11 protein-coding genes are annotated in these 15,916 nt (G+C 68.7%); 6 read left to right on the top strand and 5 right to left on the bottom strand.

Annotated features, from left to right (window positions below; genetic code table 11):
• Positions 1-45 precede the first annotated feature (45 nt).
• A complete protein-coding gene (locus BZY54_RS50235) occupies positions 46-252 on the top strand; it encodes a hypothetical protein (RefSeq protein ID WP_143668032.1) in 207 nt (68 codons plus the stop codon).
• Between the two features lie 273 nt (positions 253-525).
• Here BZY54_RS50235 and BZY54_RS10270 read toward each other — a convergent pair whose 3' ends face one another.
• Complete coding sequence (locus BZY54_RS10270; protein ID WP_086724747.1) at positions 526-2,568, bottom strand: alkaline phosphatase family protein; 2,043 nt, start codon at positions 2,566-2,568, stop codon at positions 526-528.
• A 601-nt stretch (positions 2,569-3,169) separates the two neighbouring features.
• On the opposite strand from BZY54_RS10270, the gene BZY54_RS10275 reads away from it, so the two are divergent.
• Genes BZY54_RS10275 through BZY54_RS10285 form a run of 3 tightly spaced genes read left to right on the top strand, consistent with a single transcriptional unit; the run spans position 3,170 to position 6,257 of the window.
• A complete protein-coding gene (locus tag BZY54_RS10275) occupies positions 3,170-4,339 on the top strand; it encodes an aromatic ring-hydroxylating oxygenase subunit alpha (protein ID WP_244217072.1) in 1,170 nt (389 codons plus the stop codon).
• Positions 4,340-4,366: 27 nt separating this feature from the next.
• The gene (gene kce, locus BZY54_RS10280; protein ID WP_086724749.1) at positions 4,367-5,296 is read left to right on the top strand and encodes a 3,5-dioxohexanoate:acetyl-CoA acetone transferase; all 930 of its coding nucleotides are present in this window, start codon (positions 4,367-4,369) and stop codon (positions 5,294-5,296) included.
• Positions 5,283-6,257 (top strand): 3-hydroxyacyl-CoA dehydrogenase NAD-binding domain-containing protein, encoded by a 975-nt coding sequence (locus BZY54_RS10285; protein ID WP_086724751.1) that lies wholly within the window; start codon positions 5,283-5,285, stop codon positions 6,255-6,257. Before kce ends, BZY54_RS10285 begins: the two co-directional genes overlap by 14 nt.
• 54 nt (positions 6,258-6,311) lie before the next feature.
• On the opposite strand, the gene BZY54_RS10290 is transcribed toward BZY54_RS10285, so the two are convergent.
• Positions 6,312-6,806 carry a GNAT family N-acetyltransferase gene (locus BZY54_RS10290; RefSeq protein WP_086724753.1) on the bottom strand — a complete coding sequence of 165 codons (495 nt, stop codon included), beginning with the start codon at positions 6,804-6,806 and terminating at the stop codon, positions 6,312-6,314.
• An 81-nt stretch (positions 6,807-6,887) separates the two neighbouring features.
• The gene (locus tag BZY54_RS10295) at positions 6,888-7,472 is read right to left on the bottom strand and encodes a TetR/AcrR family transcriptional regulator (protein WP_086724755.1); all 585 of its coding nucleotides are present in this window, start codon (positions 7,470-7,472) and stop codon (positions 6,888-6,890) included.
• 461 nt (positions 7,473-7,933) lie between these two features.
• Between BZY54_RS10295 and BZY54_RS10300 the strand changes: the two genes are divergently transcribed.
• Complete coding sequence (locus BZY54_RS10300; protein ID WP_341868677.1) at positions 7,934-8,761, top strand: SDR family NAD(P)-dependent oxidoreductase; 828 nt, start codon at positions 7,934-7,936, stop codon at positions 8,759-8,761.
• Positions 8,762-8,785: 24 nt separating this feature from the next.
• Positions 8,786-10,372 (top strand): Na+/H+ antiporter, encoded by a 1,587-nt coding sequence (locus BZY54_RS10305; protein WP_086724761.1) that lies wholly within the window; start codon positions 8,786-8,788, stop codon positions 10,370-10,372.
• 102 nt (positions 10,373-10,474) lie between these two features.
• Here BZY54_RS10305 and BZY54_RS10310 read toward each other — a convergent pair whose 3' ends face one another.
• Together BZY54_RS10310 and BZY54_RS10315 are read right to left on the bottom strand one after the other, a co-directional pair.
• Entirely contained in the window at positions 10,475-12,868 is a 2,394-nt protein-coding gene (locus BZY54_RS10310) for an RNA repair domain-containing protein (RefSeq protein WP_158103833.1), read from the bottom strand.
• Positions 12,869-13,149: 281 nt separating this feature from the next.
• A complete protein-coding gene (locus BZY54_RS10315) occupies positions 13,150-15,633 on the bottom strand; it encodes a WD40/YVTN/BNR-like repeat-containing protein (protein ID WP_086724764.1) in 2,484 nt (827 codons plus the stop codon).
• Between the last annotated feature and the right edge of the window lie 283 nt (positions 15,634-15,916).

The raw sequence follows: 15,916 nt of genomic DNA on the forward strand, positions 1-15,916 counted from the left end.
CGCCGGCGTGAGCCAGAGGCGTGAGGGTGTGGGTGAGCCGCGCGGGTGCGAACCGACCTGACCACTCTCACATGGCGCTGCCCGCCGCCCGGCCCAGCCATGGGCATCCGCTGGGACACGATCGATGCGGGCCTCGCCATGCTGTTGTCGCAGGACTACAAAGAGCTCGCCGACCTGTACAGGCCAGGGGCCTTCAACGACTACATCCGCCTTTACTACCCACCGGAGGGCTCCGGCTCCGGCACGCAGTAGGAACAACCGCCCGGCGCCACGGACAGCGGAGACCACCTTTCCCCGGCCGGTCCGCCACGGGACAGCGGAAGTCACCTTCCCCTGGCCGATCCGCCACCGGACAGCAGAAGCCACCCCCGGCCGGTCCGTAACCGGCCGGGGGAGTCCTCATGTACGCCCGCGGTCACGCAATCCGCCCCGGATCTCCCAGCCGGGGTCGGACGTGCCAGGGGGCGCCGTCCGGCAGCCGGGGCAGGCCGGCAGCCCACCTGGGCCCGCCACTCGGACGGTGCCTCAGAGCGTCGCCACTCGGCCGGCGTACCGCTGCGTCCAGCCGGTTCCGGTGCCGTCGGTGATCACCACGTCGTAGTAGCCCTGTTCGGTCGGCCAGTCGACGACCACCGACTTGCCGCCGGCCACGTTATGGTGCCGGGTGCCGCCGGCGTAGTCGTTCGCTGCCAGGGTGTAGTGGATCGCCCGTCTGCCGTCGTTGCGCAGGGTCAGCCGGACCTTGGGGTGCGGGCCGGTGACGAGTTCCGCGTCGACGCCCGGGATCGCGAGGTTGGTCCGGCCGGCGGGGACCACCTGTCCAGCGAAGGAGCGTAGGAAACCGTCGGGCCCGTAGACGGAGAAGGCGTACTTCCCGTCGGTCTCGTTCGCGTCCCAGGTGTACTGGCGCGGGCCGGCGGCGGAGACGGTGAACGGCGTGTTCGAGAAGTCGAGGTACTTGTCCGGGAAGACCTGAAGGCTCACGGCCTTGCCGTCCGGGCCGCCGGCCAGCGTCATCGAGACGGTCACCGTGCCGGCGGCGCGGTCCTCGGTGAGCGTGGCGTGCGGGTGGAAGGAGAGGCCGCGTGGCTTCATTCCGCCCTCCGGGAACGACGGTGGCGTTCCGTCGACCGGGTCCGCGATCTCCACGGGGCCCGGCCGGGGATGGGCGAAGTCGAGTGCGCTGGTCAGGTCTCCGGCGATCGAACGGCGCCAGTCGGTGATGTTCGGGCAGGTGAACGGCTTGCCGAGGTGCTCGGCCCAGGTCTCGAGGAACCTGACGACCGAGGTGTGGTCGAACACCTCCGAGGCGACATGGCCGCCGCGTGTCCAGGGCGAGACCAGCAGCATCGGTACCCGTGGGCCGAAGCCGTAGGGGGCGGTGCCGGAGAACTCGCCCGCCGTGCCCGGCTCGGGGCGCGGCGGCAGCACGTGGTCGAACTTCCCGTCGTTCTCGTCGTAGGTGATGATCACCAGGGTGTGGTTCCAGATGGCCGGGTTGCTCTGCAGCGTCTGGAGCACCTTGTTCATGTAGCGCTCGCCGTGGACGGTGTCGAAGTTGGGGTGCTCGCTCCACGCCGCCGGCATGACGACCCACGAGACCTCCGGAAGCGGGTGCTCGGCACCCGGTTCGCAGGCCGCGATGAGATCCCTGAGCACCGCGTTGAGGTTCTCCTCGGAGTCGTCGTTGGGCGTGGTCGCGCCCGAGTAGACGAAGGAGTTGGCCTTCCAGATCTTTCCGGTGCCCGGAGCGAGGTCCTCCTCGCTCGCGATCCGCGGGTCGAAGACCCGGAAGCTGTTCGTCACGTTGCAGCCGTACTCGCCGACGAAGCCGCTCTGCAGGCTGCGGCCGACACCGTTGCCGCTGTTGTCGGAGTAGACACGCCAGTTGATGCCGGCCTGCTCCAGCTGCTCGGGCACCGTCCGCCAGGTCCGGGTGTAGTTGTTCTGCCCGGCGTTGGATGTCTCGCCGCCTGCCGTGCCGGACATCAGGTAGTAGCGGTTCGGGATGGTCGGCCCGTGCAGCGAGCAGAAGTTCATGTCGCAGACGGTGTACTGGGAGGCGAGCGAGTACATCCACGGCATGTGGTCGGGTGTGTAGTACCACATGCAGTGATCGCCCTTGTCCTTCACCCAGGTGTTCCAGCGGCCGCCGTTGGCGCCGTAGAAGTTGTGGTTGTCACCCCAGGTGGCGGTCGAGACGGCCGGCGTCACGATGTCGCCGTTGGCGTCGCGCTGCTGGAAGACGTTCGTGCCGTCCTGGAACTTCAGTACCTGCTTGTCGTCCTGCCCTCGCGCACCCGGTAGTTGGCCGAGGTAGTGGTCGAAGGAGCGGTTCTCCTGCATCAGGACCACCACGTGCTTCAGATCGGACATGTCACCGCTGAAGTCCTCCGGCAGGGCGTGGTCGGCGGCACGCGCGTCCGTGGCGCCGGCGACGTCGGCGATGGAGCCGACGGCAAGTGCGCCGAGGGCGCCCGCGGCGGTCTGGAGCGCTCTGCGCCGGGTGACTCGGAGTTCACCGCGGGGACTGTCGGCGGACGCGGGTTCGGTGGTGATGGGCGTCATCAGTGGGACCTCTCGGGAGAAGACGCTGAGAAGGGGAGAGGACACGTGGCAGTGCGGGGCGGGGCCAGGCAAAGGAAGCCGGCGCGCACGTCGTCCATGGACCGCACCACCGCATGTCCTGCGAGAACGGACTCCGTCGCGGCGGGGTACGCCCGGCCGGGCGGAAGCGGCCGGCCGGCGGACTTCGCCCGCAGCTCGCGGACTTCCACGCCGCGCGCGTCTTTCGAGCGAGGGACCGACGCCCATGGTGCATGCCAGGAACAAGTGAGAAGGGGCGGAGTGAACGGCCGGCTACCACACGCGGAAGCCAATGCACCGACAAGTGATCTGTGGCTCTCCGGTCACGCCGGAGCGGTCGTGCCCACGGCCACTCCGCATTCCCACCCTTGGGCCTGTCACCGCGGCGCCACGCCCTGGAGTGGGTAACGCGGACACACTGTCGACCATGGGAGGAACGATAACTTCCGAGCTGCCGGACCGGGCGATGATTCCACCTTTGGCCGGCTTTACGGCGGACGACCGCCCCCGCCCCCGCTCAGATTTGAACGATCGTCCAGCAGTGGTCTTGTACGATCGTTCAGTCCAGTCCTAGACTCCGGGCATGGTAGCCATCACCGTCTCTGACGTGCAGGAGATCGAGATCGGGTTCGATGCTGATCCGGCCCGCTCGATGTCCCTTCGAGCCGAGGCATACACCGAGCCCAAGTGGCTTCAGGCAGACCTCCGGGGGATCTTCGCCCGGACCTGGCAGTGGATCTGCCACCTGGAGAAGCTCACCGCCCCGGGCAGCTATGTGTCCGCGACCGTGGCGGGCATGCCGATCGCGGTCGTCCGCGACGGCGCCGGAAGCCTGCGCGCCTTCTACAACGTCTGCAAGCACCGAGCCCACGAACTGCTCTCGGGCGCGGGCACCACCCGGAACATCGTGTGTCCGTACCACGCATGGACCTACGGACTGGACGGCACGTTGAAGGCAGCGCGCCGCGCCGACGCCATGCCGACCTTCCACAAGTCCGAGATCTGCCTCGACCAGGTGCTGGTGGAGGAGTTCGGCGGGATGGTCTACGTCAATCTCGACACGGCGGCAGCCCCCCTTGCCGAGCGGGCCGGTGACCTGGCGGCGGACATCGCGCGGTGGGCACCCGACGTGGCCGACCTGACGCATGCCAGGCGCCTCACCTACGACGTGCGAAGCAACTGGAAGAACGTGATCGACAACTTCCTGGAGTGCTACCACTGCCACATCGCGCACAAGGAGTTCGTCGATCTCGTGGACATGGACACCTACGAGGTGAAGACCCACGGGATCTGGTCGAGTCACTTCGCCAAGGCCGGCCTGCACGAGAACGCCGCCTACGACGTGTCCCAGGCGACGGTCGACGATCACGCGGTGTGGTGGCTCTGGCCCAACACCTGTCTGCTCCGCTACCCGGGCCGGGGCAACTTCATGGTGTTCCAGGTCGTCCCCGCGGGCCCGGACCGCACGCTGGAAACCTGGGACTTCTTCCTCGAAACCCCCGAACTCACCGAAGCGGAGGCACAGTCCGTCCGCTACATCGACGAGGTTCTGCAGGCGCAGGACATCACCTTGGTCGAGAGCGTCCAGCGCGGCATGAGTACGCCCGCTTTCGACCAGGGCCGCATCGTCTACAACCCGGAGGGCGCGGGACTGTCCGAACACGGCGTCCACCACTTCCACGGCCTGGTGCTGGATGCCTACCGATCCCTGGCCGGCCTGCCGCGGAGCACGCGGCCGGAGCGGATCCCGTAGGGGCCCCGAACTCGGGAAGGACGCGACATGCCGAAATCAGTGATCATCACCTGCGCGCCCACCGGCGGCATCCACACACCGACGATGTCCCCGCACCTCCCGGTGACGCCTGAGGAGATCGCACAGGCATCGATCGAGGCGGCTGCCGCCGGGGCGGCGATCATCCACCTCCACGCCCGCAACCCGGCGACAGGGCGGCCCGATCCGAGCCCAGAGCTGTTCCAGCAGTTCATGCCGCAGATCTCGGCAGGCTGTGACGCGGTACTGAACGTGTCCACCGGCGGAGGCCTCGGCATGACGCGCGAAGAGCGCCTGCGAGCGGCCGTGGCGACTTCCCCGGAGATGGCGTCCCTCAACGTCGGTTCGCTGAACTTCGGGATCTTCCCGATGCTCGACAAGCACACGAACTGGAAGCACGACTGGGAACCCTCGTTCCTCGAGATGACCCGCGACTTCGTGTTCAAGAACACCTTCGCCGACATCGAGTACGTCGTGAAGGAGCTCGGTAAGGGCCATGGCACCAAGTTCGAGTTCGAGTGCTACGACCTCGGCCACCTCTACAACCTCGCATGGGTGGTGGACCAAGGATGGGTCGAACCGCCGTTCTTCGTTCAGATGGTCTTCGGCGTCCTCGGCGGGGTCGGAGCAGACCTCGACAACCTCCTGCACATGCACACCGTGGCAGACAAGCTGTTCGGCGGCAGCTACGAGTGGTCCGTCCTCGCCGCCGGCCGCCACCAGATGCCGTTCGCGACCCAGGCCGCGATGCTGGGCGGCAACCTTCGCGTCGGCATGGAGGACAGCCTGTACATCGGACCGGGTGAGTTGGCCGCCTCGAACGCGGCTCAGGTCAGAAAGATCCGCGGCATCATCACCGAGCTGGGGCATGACGTCGCCACGCCGGCGCAGGCGAGGCAACGACTCGCCCTCAAGGGAGCCGAGCATGTCACCTTCTGAGACGACCGAACCCTGGCCGAAGCCGGCCGACGTCTCCCATGTGGCCGCGCTCGGAGGAGGCGTGATCGGCCAGAGCTGGATCGCGCTCTTCCTTGCCGCCGGAAAGACCGTCGCTCTGTACGACCCCGATCCCACCGCTGGGGACAGGGTGCGGGAGGCGGTGGAGCGGGCCTGGCCGGCTCTACGCGGCCTCGGACTGACGACGCGACCGAGCCCCCCGGACCGGCTGACGATCTGCGACGATGCCCGCGCGGCCGTCGACGGCGCGGACTTCGTCCAGGAGAGCGTGCCGGAACGGCTCGACGTCAAGCACGAGCTGTACGAGCTCATCGAGCCCGTGCTCGGCGAGACCGCCCTTGTCGCCTCGTCGGCATCCGGTCTGACGCTGAGCGAGCTTCAGCGCGGATGGACCGAGCCGGCGCGGCTTGTCCTCGGGCACCCGTTCAATCCACCGCACTTGATCCCACTGGTCGAGGTGATGGGGAACGAAGCGACCGATGCTCGGGCCGTGCCGTGGGCGCGCCGCTTCTACGAGACGCTCGGCAAGGTGACCATCGAGGTCAAACGCGAGGTACCCGGCCACGTCGCCAACAGGCTGCAGGCCGCGCTCTGGCGAGAGGCGATCCACCTCGTCAACGAGGGCGTGGCCAGCGTCGAGGACGTCGACGCCGCGGTGTCGGCAGGACCCGGGCTGCGCTGGGCCGCCATGGGGCCGACGCTTCTGTTTCATCTCGGCGCCGGCGAAGGAGGTCTGGAGGCCTTCTGCGACCGGTACTCCGAGAGCTTCCACCGCTGGTGGGACGATCTCGGCGCCCCCCGTCTCGACGCGTCGACGGTCGAGCGGCTCGTCCTCGGACTGGCTCAGGCCAAGGGAAACGCACCGGTGGAGGACCTCGCCGAGCAGCGCGACGCACTCATCCGGTCCTTCATCGCGGCGAAAGGCCGAGTCCCTCCCACGTGAGCCGTGGCCACTGCCTAGTGCCGCATCAGGCAACCTTTGCCCTGGACTCAGACATCAACCAGCGCTGGGAACCTCTTGCTCCTTGCTCAGCAAGATCCCGCGTGGTCCGAAACCGGACGCGGAGTAGAAGCCGACGGCGTCCTTGTTCGGAGCGAAGATGCCGGCGTAGATGATCGAGACGCCGCGCTCCACGGCAGCTCGCTCCGCTGCCGCGACCAAAGCCGCCCCCACCCCGCGGCCTCGATGTCCGTCCAGGACCACGGTGTGGATCTCGGCCCCGCGACGGGGCACCAGGATCTGGTGATCCGGGGGCTCCGCCAGCAGGATCACCTCTGCCATTCCCACCACCTCACCCTCCACCTCTGCGACCGAGACCAGCACCTTGGATCCGTCTGCGAGCACCTCCTCGAAGTGCCTCCGCACCGCTTCGGCATCAGGAACCCGGTAAATGTCTGGTGCGAGTTGGATGTGCCGTTCGGCATTGGCGACGCGCAGATGGACAAGAGCGGGCACGTCCCTGCGTTCAGCGGGACGGACCAAGAGCGCCATGCGCAGAGCCTCCCACCGCCTCGATCTGGCAGCAAGGCATGCCCCTGACTCACGCAGGGGCAAACGTTGCCTGATACGGCACTAGTCGGCGAGTGCGATCTCCTCACAGCGCCTCACGCTTCTCCGGATCGAGGCCTGGTCGAGCCCGAGGAGCGCCGTCAGCCACAGGCCGTTCTGCACCACATCGATGTCTGCCGCCCGGCGATGGGACTCACCCCGCGAAATCGCCGGCCGCGCCGTCCGGATCAGCGAGGCCAGGCCGGCCCTGTACTTCTTCTGCGCTGTCGTATTGATCTGGGCGAAGTCCTCGTGGGCCTGAGCGAGAGCCCACAACTGAAGTCGCAACGACAGGTACTCCGCCGTGAGGAACTGCGGTTCCGCGACACGGCGGAGCGCGATGCGGACCTGCTTCTCCGGCGGAAGAGAAGCGTCCACGGCGAGAAGAGCGACATCCTGCTCCTCGATCCGGTGCAGCACCGCCCGGATCAGGCTCGTCTTGTCCTCGTAGTGGTAGTTCACGAGACCCAGCGCGACCCCGGCCTCACGGGCCACCGCACGCATACTCACGCCGGAGATCCCGTGACGGGCCAGCAGCTTCAGCGTGGCATCGAGGATCCGGGCCTGCCTGTCCACCGGCTGATCGCTACGGTCCGCGTGAGCATCCATGGGCCAAGATTAATCAGCCGGGGTCTTCCACCTGGCGTGGTGTCCCGGCGGCACAAGATCGCCGAGGAAGTGATGAGCATCCGACGCCGACTCGGTTCAGACCTGTTCGCGGCGTTGCGTGCGGACAGCACCGACGCCGAGCGGGATCGGTGATCTGTGACGCTCGGCGGGTCGGCCTGGCGGGGCTCGCCGTGTTGACCGTGGCTGACAGCCGGATGCGGCACGGCCGGGGCGCGCACCCAGGAGGCTGAGCGCATCGGTGCAGCGAACACGGGCACACGGCGGATGCCCCGTTCGAGGCGGTCGGCGATAGCCATCGAAGGAATGCGCGGAGGCGGTCTTGGACCACGTGGTGCAAGCTTCGAAGAGCAGGCGGCACCTCGCCGGTAGGCGGCGGTGTGAGGTTCGCGCCACCTTCAGCCCGCCTTGGGCGGGATGACCTGTGAAGGACGATCATGAGTGTGAGGGATCCGAACGGCGGGCACGCGGAAGCTGCGGATCGAAGCGTCACGGCGGCAGGCGCCGTCGTAGCCGAGGGTGATGTGCCATTGGCGGGATGTGCGGCGCTGGTGACGGGCGCGTCCAGCGGCATCGGTGCGGCCACCGCCTTGTCGCTGGCGCGGCAGGGCGCCGCTGTGGCAGTGGTCGCCCGCCGTACGGGGCGGCTGGAGGAACTGGCCGCGGTGATCCGTGATCGGGGTGGCTCGTGCAGCGTTCTCACCGCTGATCTTGGAGACGCGGTGCAGGCACGTCGGGCCATCGAGGAGGCCGTGGATTGTTTCGCGCGGTTGGACGTGCTCGTGAACAACGCCGGCTACGTAGCGATGGGCACCATCGAGGGAGGCGACCCCGCGGAGTGGGAGCGGATGATGGATCTCAACTTCAGCGCCGTCCTGCACCTGTCGCAGGCGGCGTTGCCCCACCTGCTCCGCGCGGCGGCGAACGGTCCGCGCGGGATCGCTGATCTCGTGAACGTCAGCTCGGTCGGGGGCCGGGTGGTGCGTAGGAACAACGGTGTCTATTCGGCGACGAAGCACGCGGTGGGCGCGTTCAGCGAGGCCCTGCGTCAGGAGGTAACCGGAAGGGGCATCAGGGTGGGACTGATCGAGCCGGGTATGACGGTGACGGAGATGTCGACCGGCCCGGGGTCCGCTGCCGCCCGCGGCATGCCGCAGAACGCCTGGCTGCAGGCCGAAGACATCGCCCGCGCCATCACCTTCGTGATCACTCAGCCCCCGCATGTCGCCATCAACGAGATCATGGTCCGCCCCACGGCCCAGGAACGCTGACCGTCGACCTACTGGGGACGTTCCATGACCGGCCTCACCGTTGTCCTGCTGCTCGTGGTCCTCGCCACAGCCGTGGCGACCGGTGCCAGGCGCTGGAGCCTGCCCGCTCCCTCACTGCTCGTGATTGCCGGTCTGGTCGTGGGGCTGATGCCCTGGGTTCCCGAGGTGCGCCTGCCGCCTCAGGTGATCAACGTGCTGGTGCTGCCTCCACTGCTCTATGCGTCGGCCGGGGAGATCTCGGTCCGCGACCTGCGCACCGTGTGGAGGCCTGTGAGCGGACTGGTCTTCGGTCTGGTCCTCGCCTCGGCCGTCGGCGTCGGGTACGTTGCCACCGCGATCACTCCGCTCACCGCCGCGGCCGCGCTCATCCTCGGTTCTGTCCTGGCCAGCACCGACCCCGTGGCCGTCACCGCGCTCGGCCGGCGCCTGTCTCTCCCACCGCGCGTGCAGGCCCTGGTGCAGGCGGAAAGCCTGTTCAACGACGCCACCTCGCTGGTCCTGTACAAGGTCGCCGTGGCGACCGCGGTTACCGGCAGCGCCGTCAGCGTGCCCGGGACCGTTGAGCAGTTCCTGATCCTCGCAGGCGGAGGAGCCCTCATGGGTGCGGCGGTCGCCGTGGTGGTGACCCTGATCCGCAGACGGACCGACGACCCCATGCTGGAGACGGTCATCGCATTGGTCACTCCATACGCCTCCTACGTCATCGCGGAGGAGTCACACACCTCCGGCGTGACCGCCGTCATCGTCTCCGGGGTCGTCCTCGGCAGCACCGGCCACAAGCTCAGCAACGCCTCCATCCGCCTCCAGATCCACGCCGTCTACGACACCGTGACCTTCCTCCTGGAGAGCGTCGTCTTCGCCCTGATCGGCCTGGAGCTCCCCTCGGCCGTCCGCCACCTCGCGCACGACGAGCACGGCTGGCCGCTGTGGGTACCGGTGATCGCCTTCACTCTGCTGGCGATCCGCCTGCTGTGGATCTTCCCGCTGTCCGCGCTGATCCATCGCCGGCACAGGATGGGCGACAACCCCCTCTCCTGGCGCGTTCCGGCCGTCTTGTCCTGGGCGGGCACCCGAGGCGTCATGCCGCTGGCCGCGGCTCTCTCCATCCCTCTGGTCACCCACACAGGGGCGCCGCTGCCGCACCGGGCACTCATCCTCATGCTCACCACCGGGACCGTCGCGCTCACCCTCGTCTTCCAGGGTTTCACCCTGGCCCCTGTCGTCCGCCGCTCCGGCATCGCCCTGGAACCGGGGCACACCGCTCGCGAGGAGGCGCGGACCCGCCGGCACATCGCCCACGCCGCGCTCGCAGAACTCGAGCAGCTTGGTGATCCGGATGAGCTCGCCGATCTGGGTGCCGCCGCGCAGGCCGCCTTGAAACAGGCCCGTCGTCATCTCGAAGCACGCATCCACCAGGTGGAAGACGCCCACTACAGCGACCCGGACGCCCGTCCCGCCGACGCCTACCGCGAGATTCGCCGGACACTCATCGCCATCGAGGCGGCCGAGCTCCAGCACCTCTATCAAGCGAACAAGATCAGCAACGCCACCCGGCGCCGCATCCAGCACGAACTCGACCTCGAGGAAGCCAGCCTCCGCCCCCGCGACTGACTGAAGTCCGGTTGGTGGAACTGCCCTCGTGCCACCTCGACCGTATCGTCAGCGGTCCTCTCCCTCCTCGGACACCACTGATCATGTGCGGATGACCGCGTCTCACCTGTCGGTGATCTCGGAGAGCCATGCCGTGTCCTCCGGGTCCGGCGCCTCGAGGTCGGATGCGGGCAGCCAACGGACCTCGCCCGTTCGCAGGGCGACCGTGGCCCGCGGCCGCATCGGCCCGTCGCCCCTGCGCGTGAGCAGGACGAGCTCCCAGACCGTCGCCGTCATGGCGTCGAGCCGGGTGGCGCAGTCGGCGGTGACTCGCCGCGGATCCCGGGTCCGCCCCAGGGACAGATGTGGAGTGAAGTTCTTGGCGGGCCCACGACAGCGCGGGAACCGCTGCTGCAGTACGCGGTGCAGGTCCGCCCACGGCGCCCCGCCGGCCGCTGTCGGGTCGAGCCACACGGTGAAGTACGCCCTGTGCCGGAAGGTGCGCACCCCGTCCAGCCGGGCGGTGAAGACAGGCGTCTGGGCCGTCGCCGAGGCGAGCAGCGGGGCAGCCCGCTCGAAGTCGGACTCCGGCACGAAGCCGAAGAGCACATTGACATGCGGCGGCCACCGGTGGATCTGCGGATCGTAATCCCGGCGGATGTCCTGGATCGGCGGCCACAGCTCCGCGGGCGGGATCCAGGCCACCGCGGTGCGGGCCGTCGGGGACACGTCGAGGACGCCGACGGGCTCACCCCTGCCGGAGCTCGTGTCGAAGCTCAGGTCCGCTTGTGCGTCCCGCACCCGGCCGGCGCCCGACGCGTCGATGCGGTCCACGCCCGTGGCCCGGTCCCAGACCACCTCGCCGTCCGCCTCGATGAACACCACCCGGTGCCACGGGATGTCGCCCCCGGGCACGAAGGAAGGCAGCGGGATACGGGCGAGGCCATCCCCGCGCCGGCTGATCCCCAGCACGAACCGGGCCGGGTCGAACCGCGGGTCCCAGCGGACCCGGTGATAGATCTCGTCGCTGGTCCGCATCACGCCTCCTCTCCTGCCGTCACACCCCTTCTCCTCCAGGGTGCCGCCCGCCCTGTGCTCGACGGTTGTTCCGCCCGCATCGCGACGCATCAGGTGCGCGTGGTGACGGTGCCGACGTATGTCGAGACGAGTCGTCTCGACAGGGTCGGCGATCGGGGCAGTCGTCGAGGGTCGCCCGGGGAGGCTTTGGACATCCGCACGGCCCGGCGGTGCCCGCCCGTCCGCGTGCTCGACCACGCCCCCCGTGTCGGCGCCCGGCTGGTATCGGCCGGCCAGTCGCGCCACCTTGAGCGCGAGGTGCAGCGACAGACGCTCGTTTCCGTCTTTGAGGCTGGTGTCCGCGAGCTCTTCGACCCGTTGCAACCGGTAGTACAGCGACGTGCGGTGCAGGTTCATCTGCTGGGCAGTGGCGCCGGCGCTGCAGGCCAGGTCGAGGTAGGTCTCCAGAGTCTCGAGCAGGGGCAGGTGCAGTGGGTTGTCGAGCAGCCTCTCCAGGCCGGGATGGACGCCCGCGCTGCTCATGTCCTCGCTGGTCAGCTGGGAGAGCACCCGGTAGATGCCGAGCTTGGACCACCGGGCGATCGGGCCGACCGCCGGAAGCTGCAGCGCGACGCGCATGGCGAGCGCGGCCTCGTCGTAGGACTTGCGTAACTCGGCCAGACCGGAGCGGACCTGGCCGACGCCGACCACCGCGCCGGACACCGACGGCAGCCCGCGGACCGCGCCCTGCAGGGCCGCGTTCAGGTGGGCGGCGATGTCGCGCACCTCGACGCAGGTGCGGCGCCGCTTGCAGCGCACGAGCAGCACGCCGTGGTCGTACCGCGACATGTGCACGGCCCGGCGCGGTCCCATCCAGCGCCGGCTCTCCAGCAGGGCCTGCTCCACCGCGATGCGCGCCAGGTCGTCCAGGCGTCCGCCCGGACGCATGCTCAGCTTCGCGGCCATCGCGACCGCGGGGCCGTCGTCGGCCAGAGAGCCCGCGTCGAGCAGCGCCAGCGCTCCGTGCCGGCGTGCGTCCGGCTCGTCGGCGAGCAGTAGCCGGATCGCCTCGGTCTCGTGCTGCGACGCGATCTCGCCTGACAGGTTCTCGCGGTACAGCGCGAGCGCCAAGTCCGTCGTGGTCGTCGACACGCTCGCGATCTCTTCGTCGGTCATCGACTCGTCCGGATCGAGGAACCACAAGAACCCGAGCAGCAGGCCGCCGTGCCGGATGGGGATGCACACCCGGGGCAGCATGTCCAGCCGCGGGCAGGCCGGCGTGCGGATCGCACCGGTCGCCTGCTGGACACCGACCTCCCGGAAGAACGCGATCACCTCCGCGGTCGTCTGCCGACGCAGGATCGACCGCCGCCGTACCTCGTCCATCGGCTCGATCTGCTCGCTGTACACGACGACCCGCTGCCGCCGGTCCTCTATCAAAGCCGCCCGACCGGCCCTGGTGGCTATGGAATCCACGATCGCCTGGAGCTCAGACACCATCGCCTCGACTCTCGCCACGTCGACTCGCTGGCCACTTACGGTAAGCATGAGGTTACCCACGCGAGGCAACATCATGTCTCAAACCCATCGTGAGCCAAGGGAGTTACGCCGGCATCAGCTGAATCGAGCGGTGACCCGGCCGGAGGCCGGACCGGCGGGCGTGGACGAGCGCGACCGCGCGGTGCTCGCGGTCGCGCTCGACCTGTGCGCCGGCACGCCTCCAGGCCAGTACGGTCCTGGCCCGACGAACGTGACGGCCGTGGAACCTCTGGCAGAGGCCGTTACTGCTTGACGTGGAGCTGGTAGACGCCTCGGCCGAAGGTGGCCGCGAAGACGGTGCCGCCGTCGGCGCTCAGCTTGACGTCCAGGACCGGGCAGTTCGGCAGCTGCGAACCGAGCCGCTCCCAGTTCTTCTTGCCGTTCTTCAGGTTGAAGACGCCGTAGTCGGTGCCGACGTAAAGCTGGTTGTGGGCCTGGTCGTAAGTGACCATCCAGACCGGGGCGTTGGGCAGGTTGCCGCTGATGTTGGTCCAGGTGGCACCGCCGTCGTTCGACTCCCACACGTTCGCGGCCAGGTCGCCCTCCCGGTAGGAGGAGAAGCTGGCGTAGACGTGGTCGGCGTTAGCCGGGTCGGCGACCAACGAGGTGACCCAACGCTGCGGGAGTACGCCCTTGCCGAGCTGGGTCCAGGTGGGGTTGTCGGAGTTGGCGTCGGTGGTCTTCCAGACCTTGCCGGTGTCGGTGCCCGCGTAGATCGTGCCGGCCGGCGACGTCGGCGTGCCGGTGGTCTTGGCCGGGGCGATCTGGGTGACCGCGCCGTACTCGTTGGCGTAGTAGAGGTCGGGGTTGATCTCGTTCGCCGGGACCTTGCCGGGCAGGCTCTCCGGGCTGTCCGGCGTGGCCGGGCTGATGAGCTTCCACGCGTCGGTGCCGTTCACCGCGCCCCTGGCGGAGCGGGCGATCGAGGTGCCCGCGACGTAGACGTACTCGGGATCGGCCGGGTCCGGCACGATCGGCATGTCGGTCGTGATCCGGGTGCCGGACGGCCACGCCGGGCTGGAGAAGCTGGTGCGGGTGCTCGACGTCGAACCGGTCGCCGCGGCGTCCACCGTGCGCTGGCAGCTGATGCGCGGCGGGGACGGTTGCGAACAGGCGTAGTAGACGAGCTGGTTGTTCGGGTCGATCTGGACCCAGTGACCGTCACCGCCGCCGTAGGAGTTCAACTGCGTCAGGTCGGTCGGCTCGGCGCCCGGCGTCCAGGTGCGGACGCTGCCGTTGTCCTGGAGTCCGGTGGCCATGCGGGACGGATCCTGTTGCGACACCGACAGATGGTACGACTGGATCCACGGCTCGACCTTGGCCTTCGTCCACGTGCGGGTGGCGCCGTTCTGGGTGGAGTAGTAGACGCCTCCGTCGCCACCGTTGTAGACCCGGCCGGGCTCCTTCGGGTCCCAGACCATGGCGTGGTGGTCGGAGTGCGGGCCGCTGGAGGTGGTCCAGGAGTTGCCGCCGTTGCTCGACTCCTTGAGGCTCACGTCCGCGGAGAACAGGTGGTTCTCGTCGGCCGGGTCGACCCACAGCCGCCCGAAGACCCACTCGTAGCCGCCGGTGACGGATCCGGGTTCGGCGCCACCACAGGTCCAGGTCTTGCCGGCGTCGTTGGAGACGTAGAAGCCCTTGTCGGGGCCGTTGGCGCCGGCGAACTGGATGTAGACGCGGTTCGGGTCGCTCGGGGCGAACGCGATGCCGATGCGGCCGAGGTCCGCGTCGGTGTTCAGACCGCTCTTGGTCTGGTCCCACGAGCAGACCGGGCCGTCGATGCTGGAGTTGTCCTGGCGGGTCCAGGTGGCGCCGCCGTCCGTGGAGCGGTACAGGCCGGAGCCGGTGCCGCCGTACTGGAACGCGCCGTCGTTGCGGGAACGGTCCCACAGCGAGGCCAGGATGATGTCCGGGTCGGCCGGGTCGATGGCCACGTCGATCGCGCCCGTGGTCTTGTTGGTGGGCGCGAGGGACAGCTTCCAGTCCTTACCACCGTTGGTGAGGTGGTAGAGACCGCGCTGGCCGGACGACCAGGACAGTGATCCCGTCGCGGCCGCCCATACGTCTTTCGCGTCCTTCGGGTTGACCTCGATGCGGCCGAACGCGCCGCTGTCCTTGAGTCCTGCCTGCTGCCAACTGCCGCCGCCGTCGGTCGACTTGTAGATGCCGTCGCCCATGAAGGTGTCGCCGCCGCCGGACGGGTTCGCCTCACCGGTGCCGGCCCACAGCGTGCCGTCCGAACCGCGGGCGAGCGCGCCCATGGCCTGCTGGGTCTCGGTTGGATAGGCGGGCGTCCAGTTGACGCCGCCGTCGGTGCTCTTCATGATGCCGCCGCTGGACACCGCGGCGTAGACGGTGCTCGGCGAGGTCGTGGGGTCGAGGGCCAGGTCGATGACGCGACCGCCGATGTTGGTGCCGCCTACGAACTGCCACGGCTTGTCGGCGTCGCCGGTCGGGATGCGAGCCGCCTGTCTCCGCGCCAGCGTGATCTGTCCCGCTGATATCGGCCGGCCGGCACTGGCCATGATGCCGAGGTAGTTGACGGGAGCCTTTTCCTCCTCCTCTTCCTCTCCTTGGTCCTCGCCCGCCACCTTGTCCTTGTCCTGCACCGCGGACCGGTCGGGGCCGGCGTTGCCGCTCGACACGACCATGGGGGTCACTCCCGCCACCGTGCCTGCGGCAACGAAAAATATGCCCAGACGCAGGAGCTTGGCCGACTTCTTCATATGCGCGTCACCTTCTCGGCGATCTGGTCGACATCCGCATGTGCGCCTCGCTTTCTTGGCGACCCAGGGGGAACCCGCGCAGCTACCGGCACCACGCGGCTGCCCGGACTGTATGGACCCGGTTCGGTGGGCGTCTTCGAGCAGATGTAGAAGGTTGACGGATGCCCAGCCGTACATTTGACGGAGCTTCGATCGGGCCGGCTCGCCGATCGCCGGTGCCGTGGCGAAGGAGCCGCCCGCCCACGTCCCTGACATGCCGTCACGGCACGTCTTTGCAGTGGCA

It is taken from the genome of Streptomyces carpinensis (assembly GCF_002154505.1).
In the GTDB taxonomy this organism is placed as follows: domain Bacteria; phylum Actinomycetota; class Actinomycetes; order Streptomycetales; family Streptomycetaceae; genus Streptomyces; species Streptomyces carpinensis.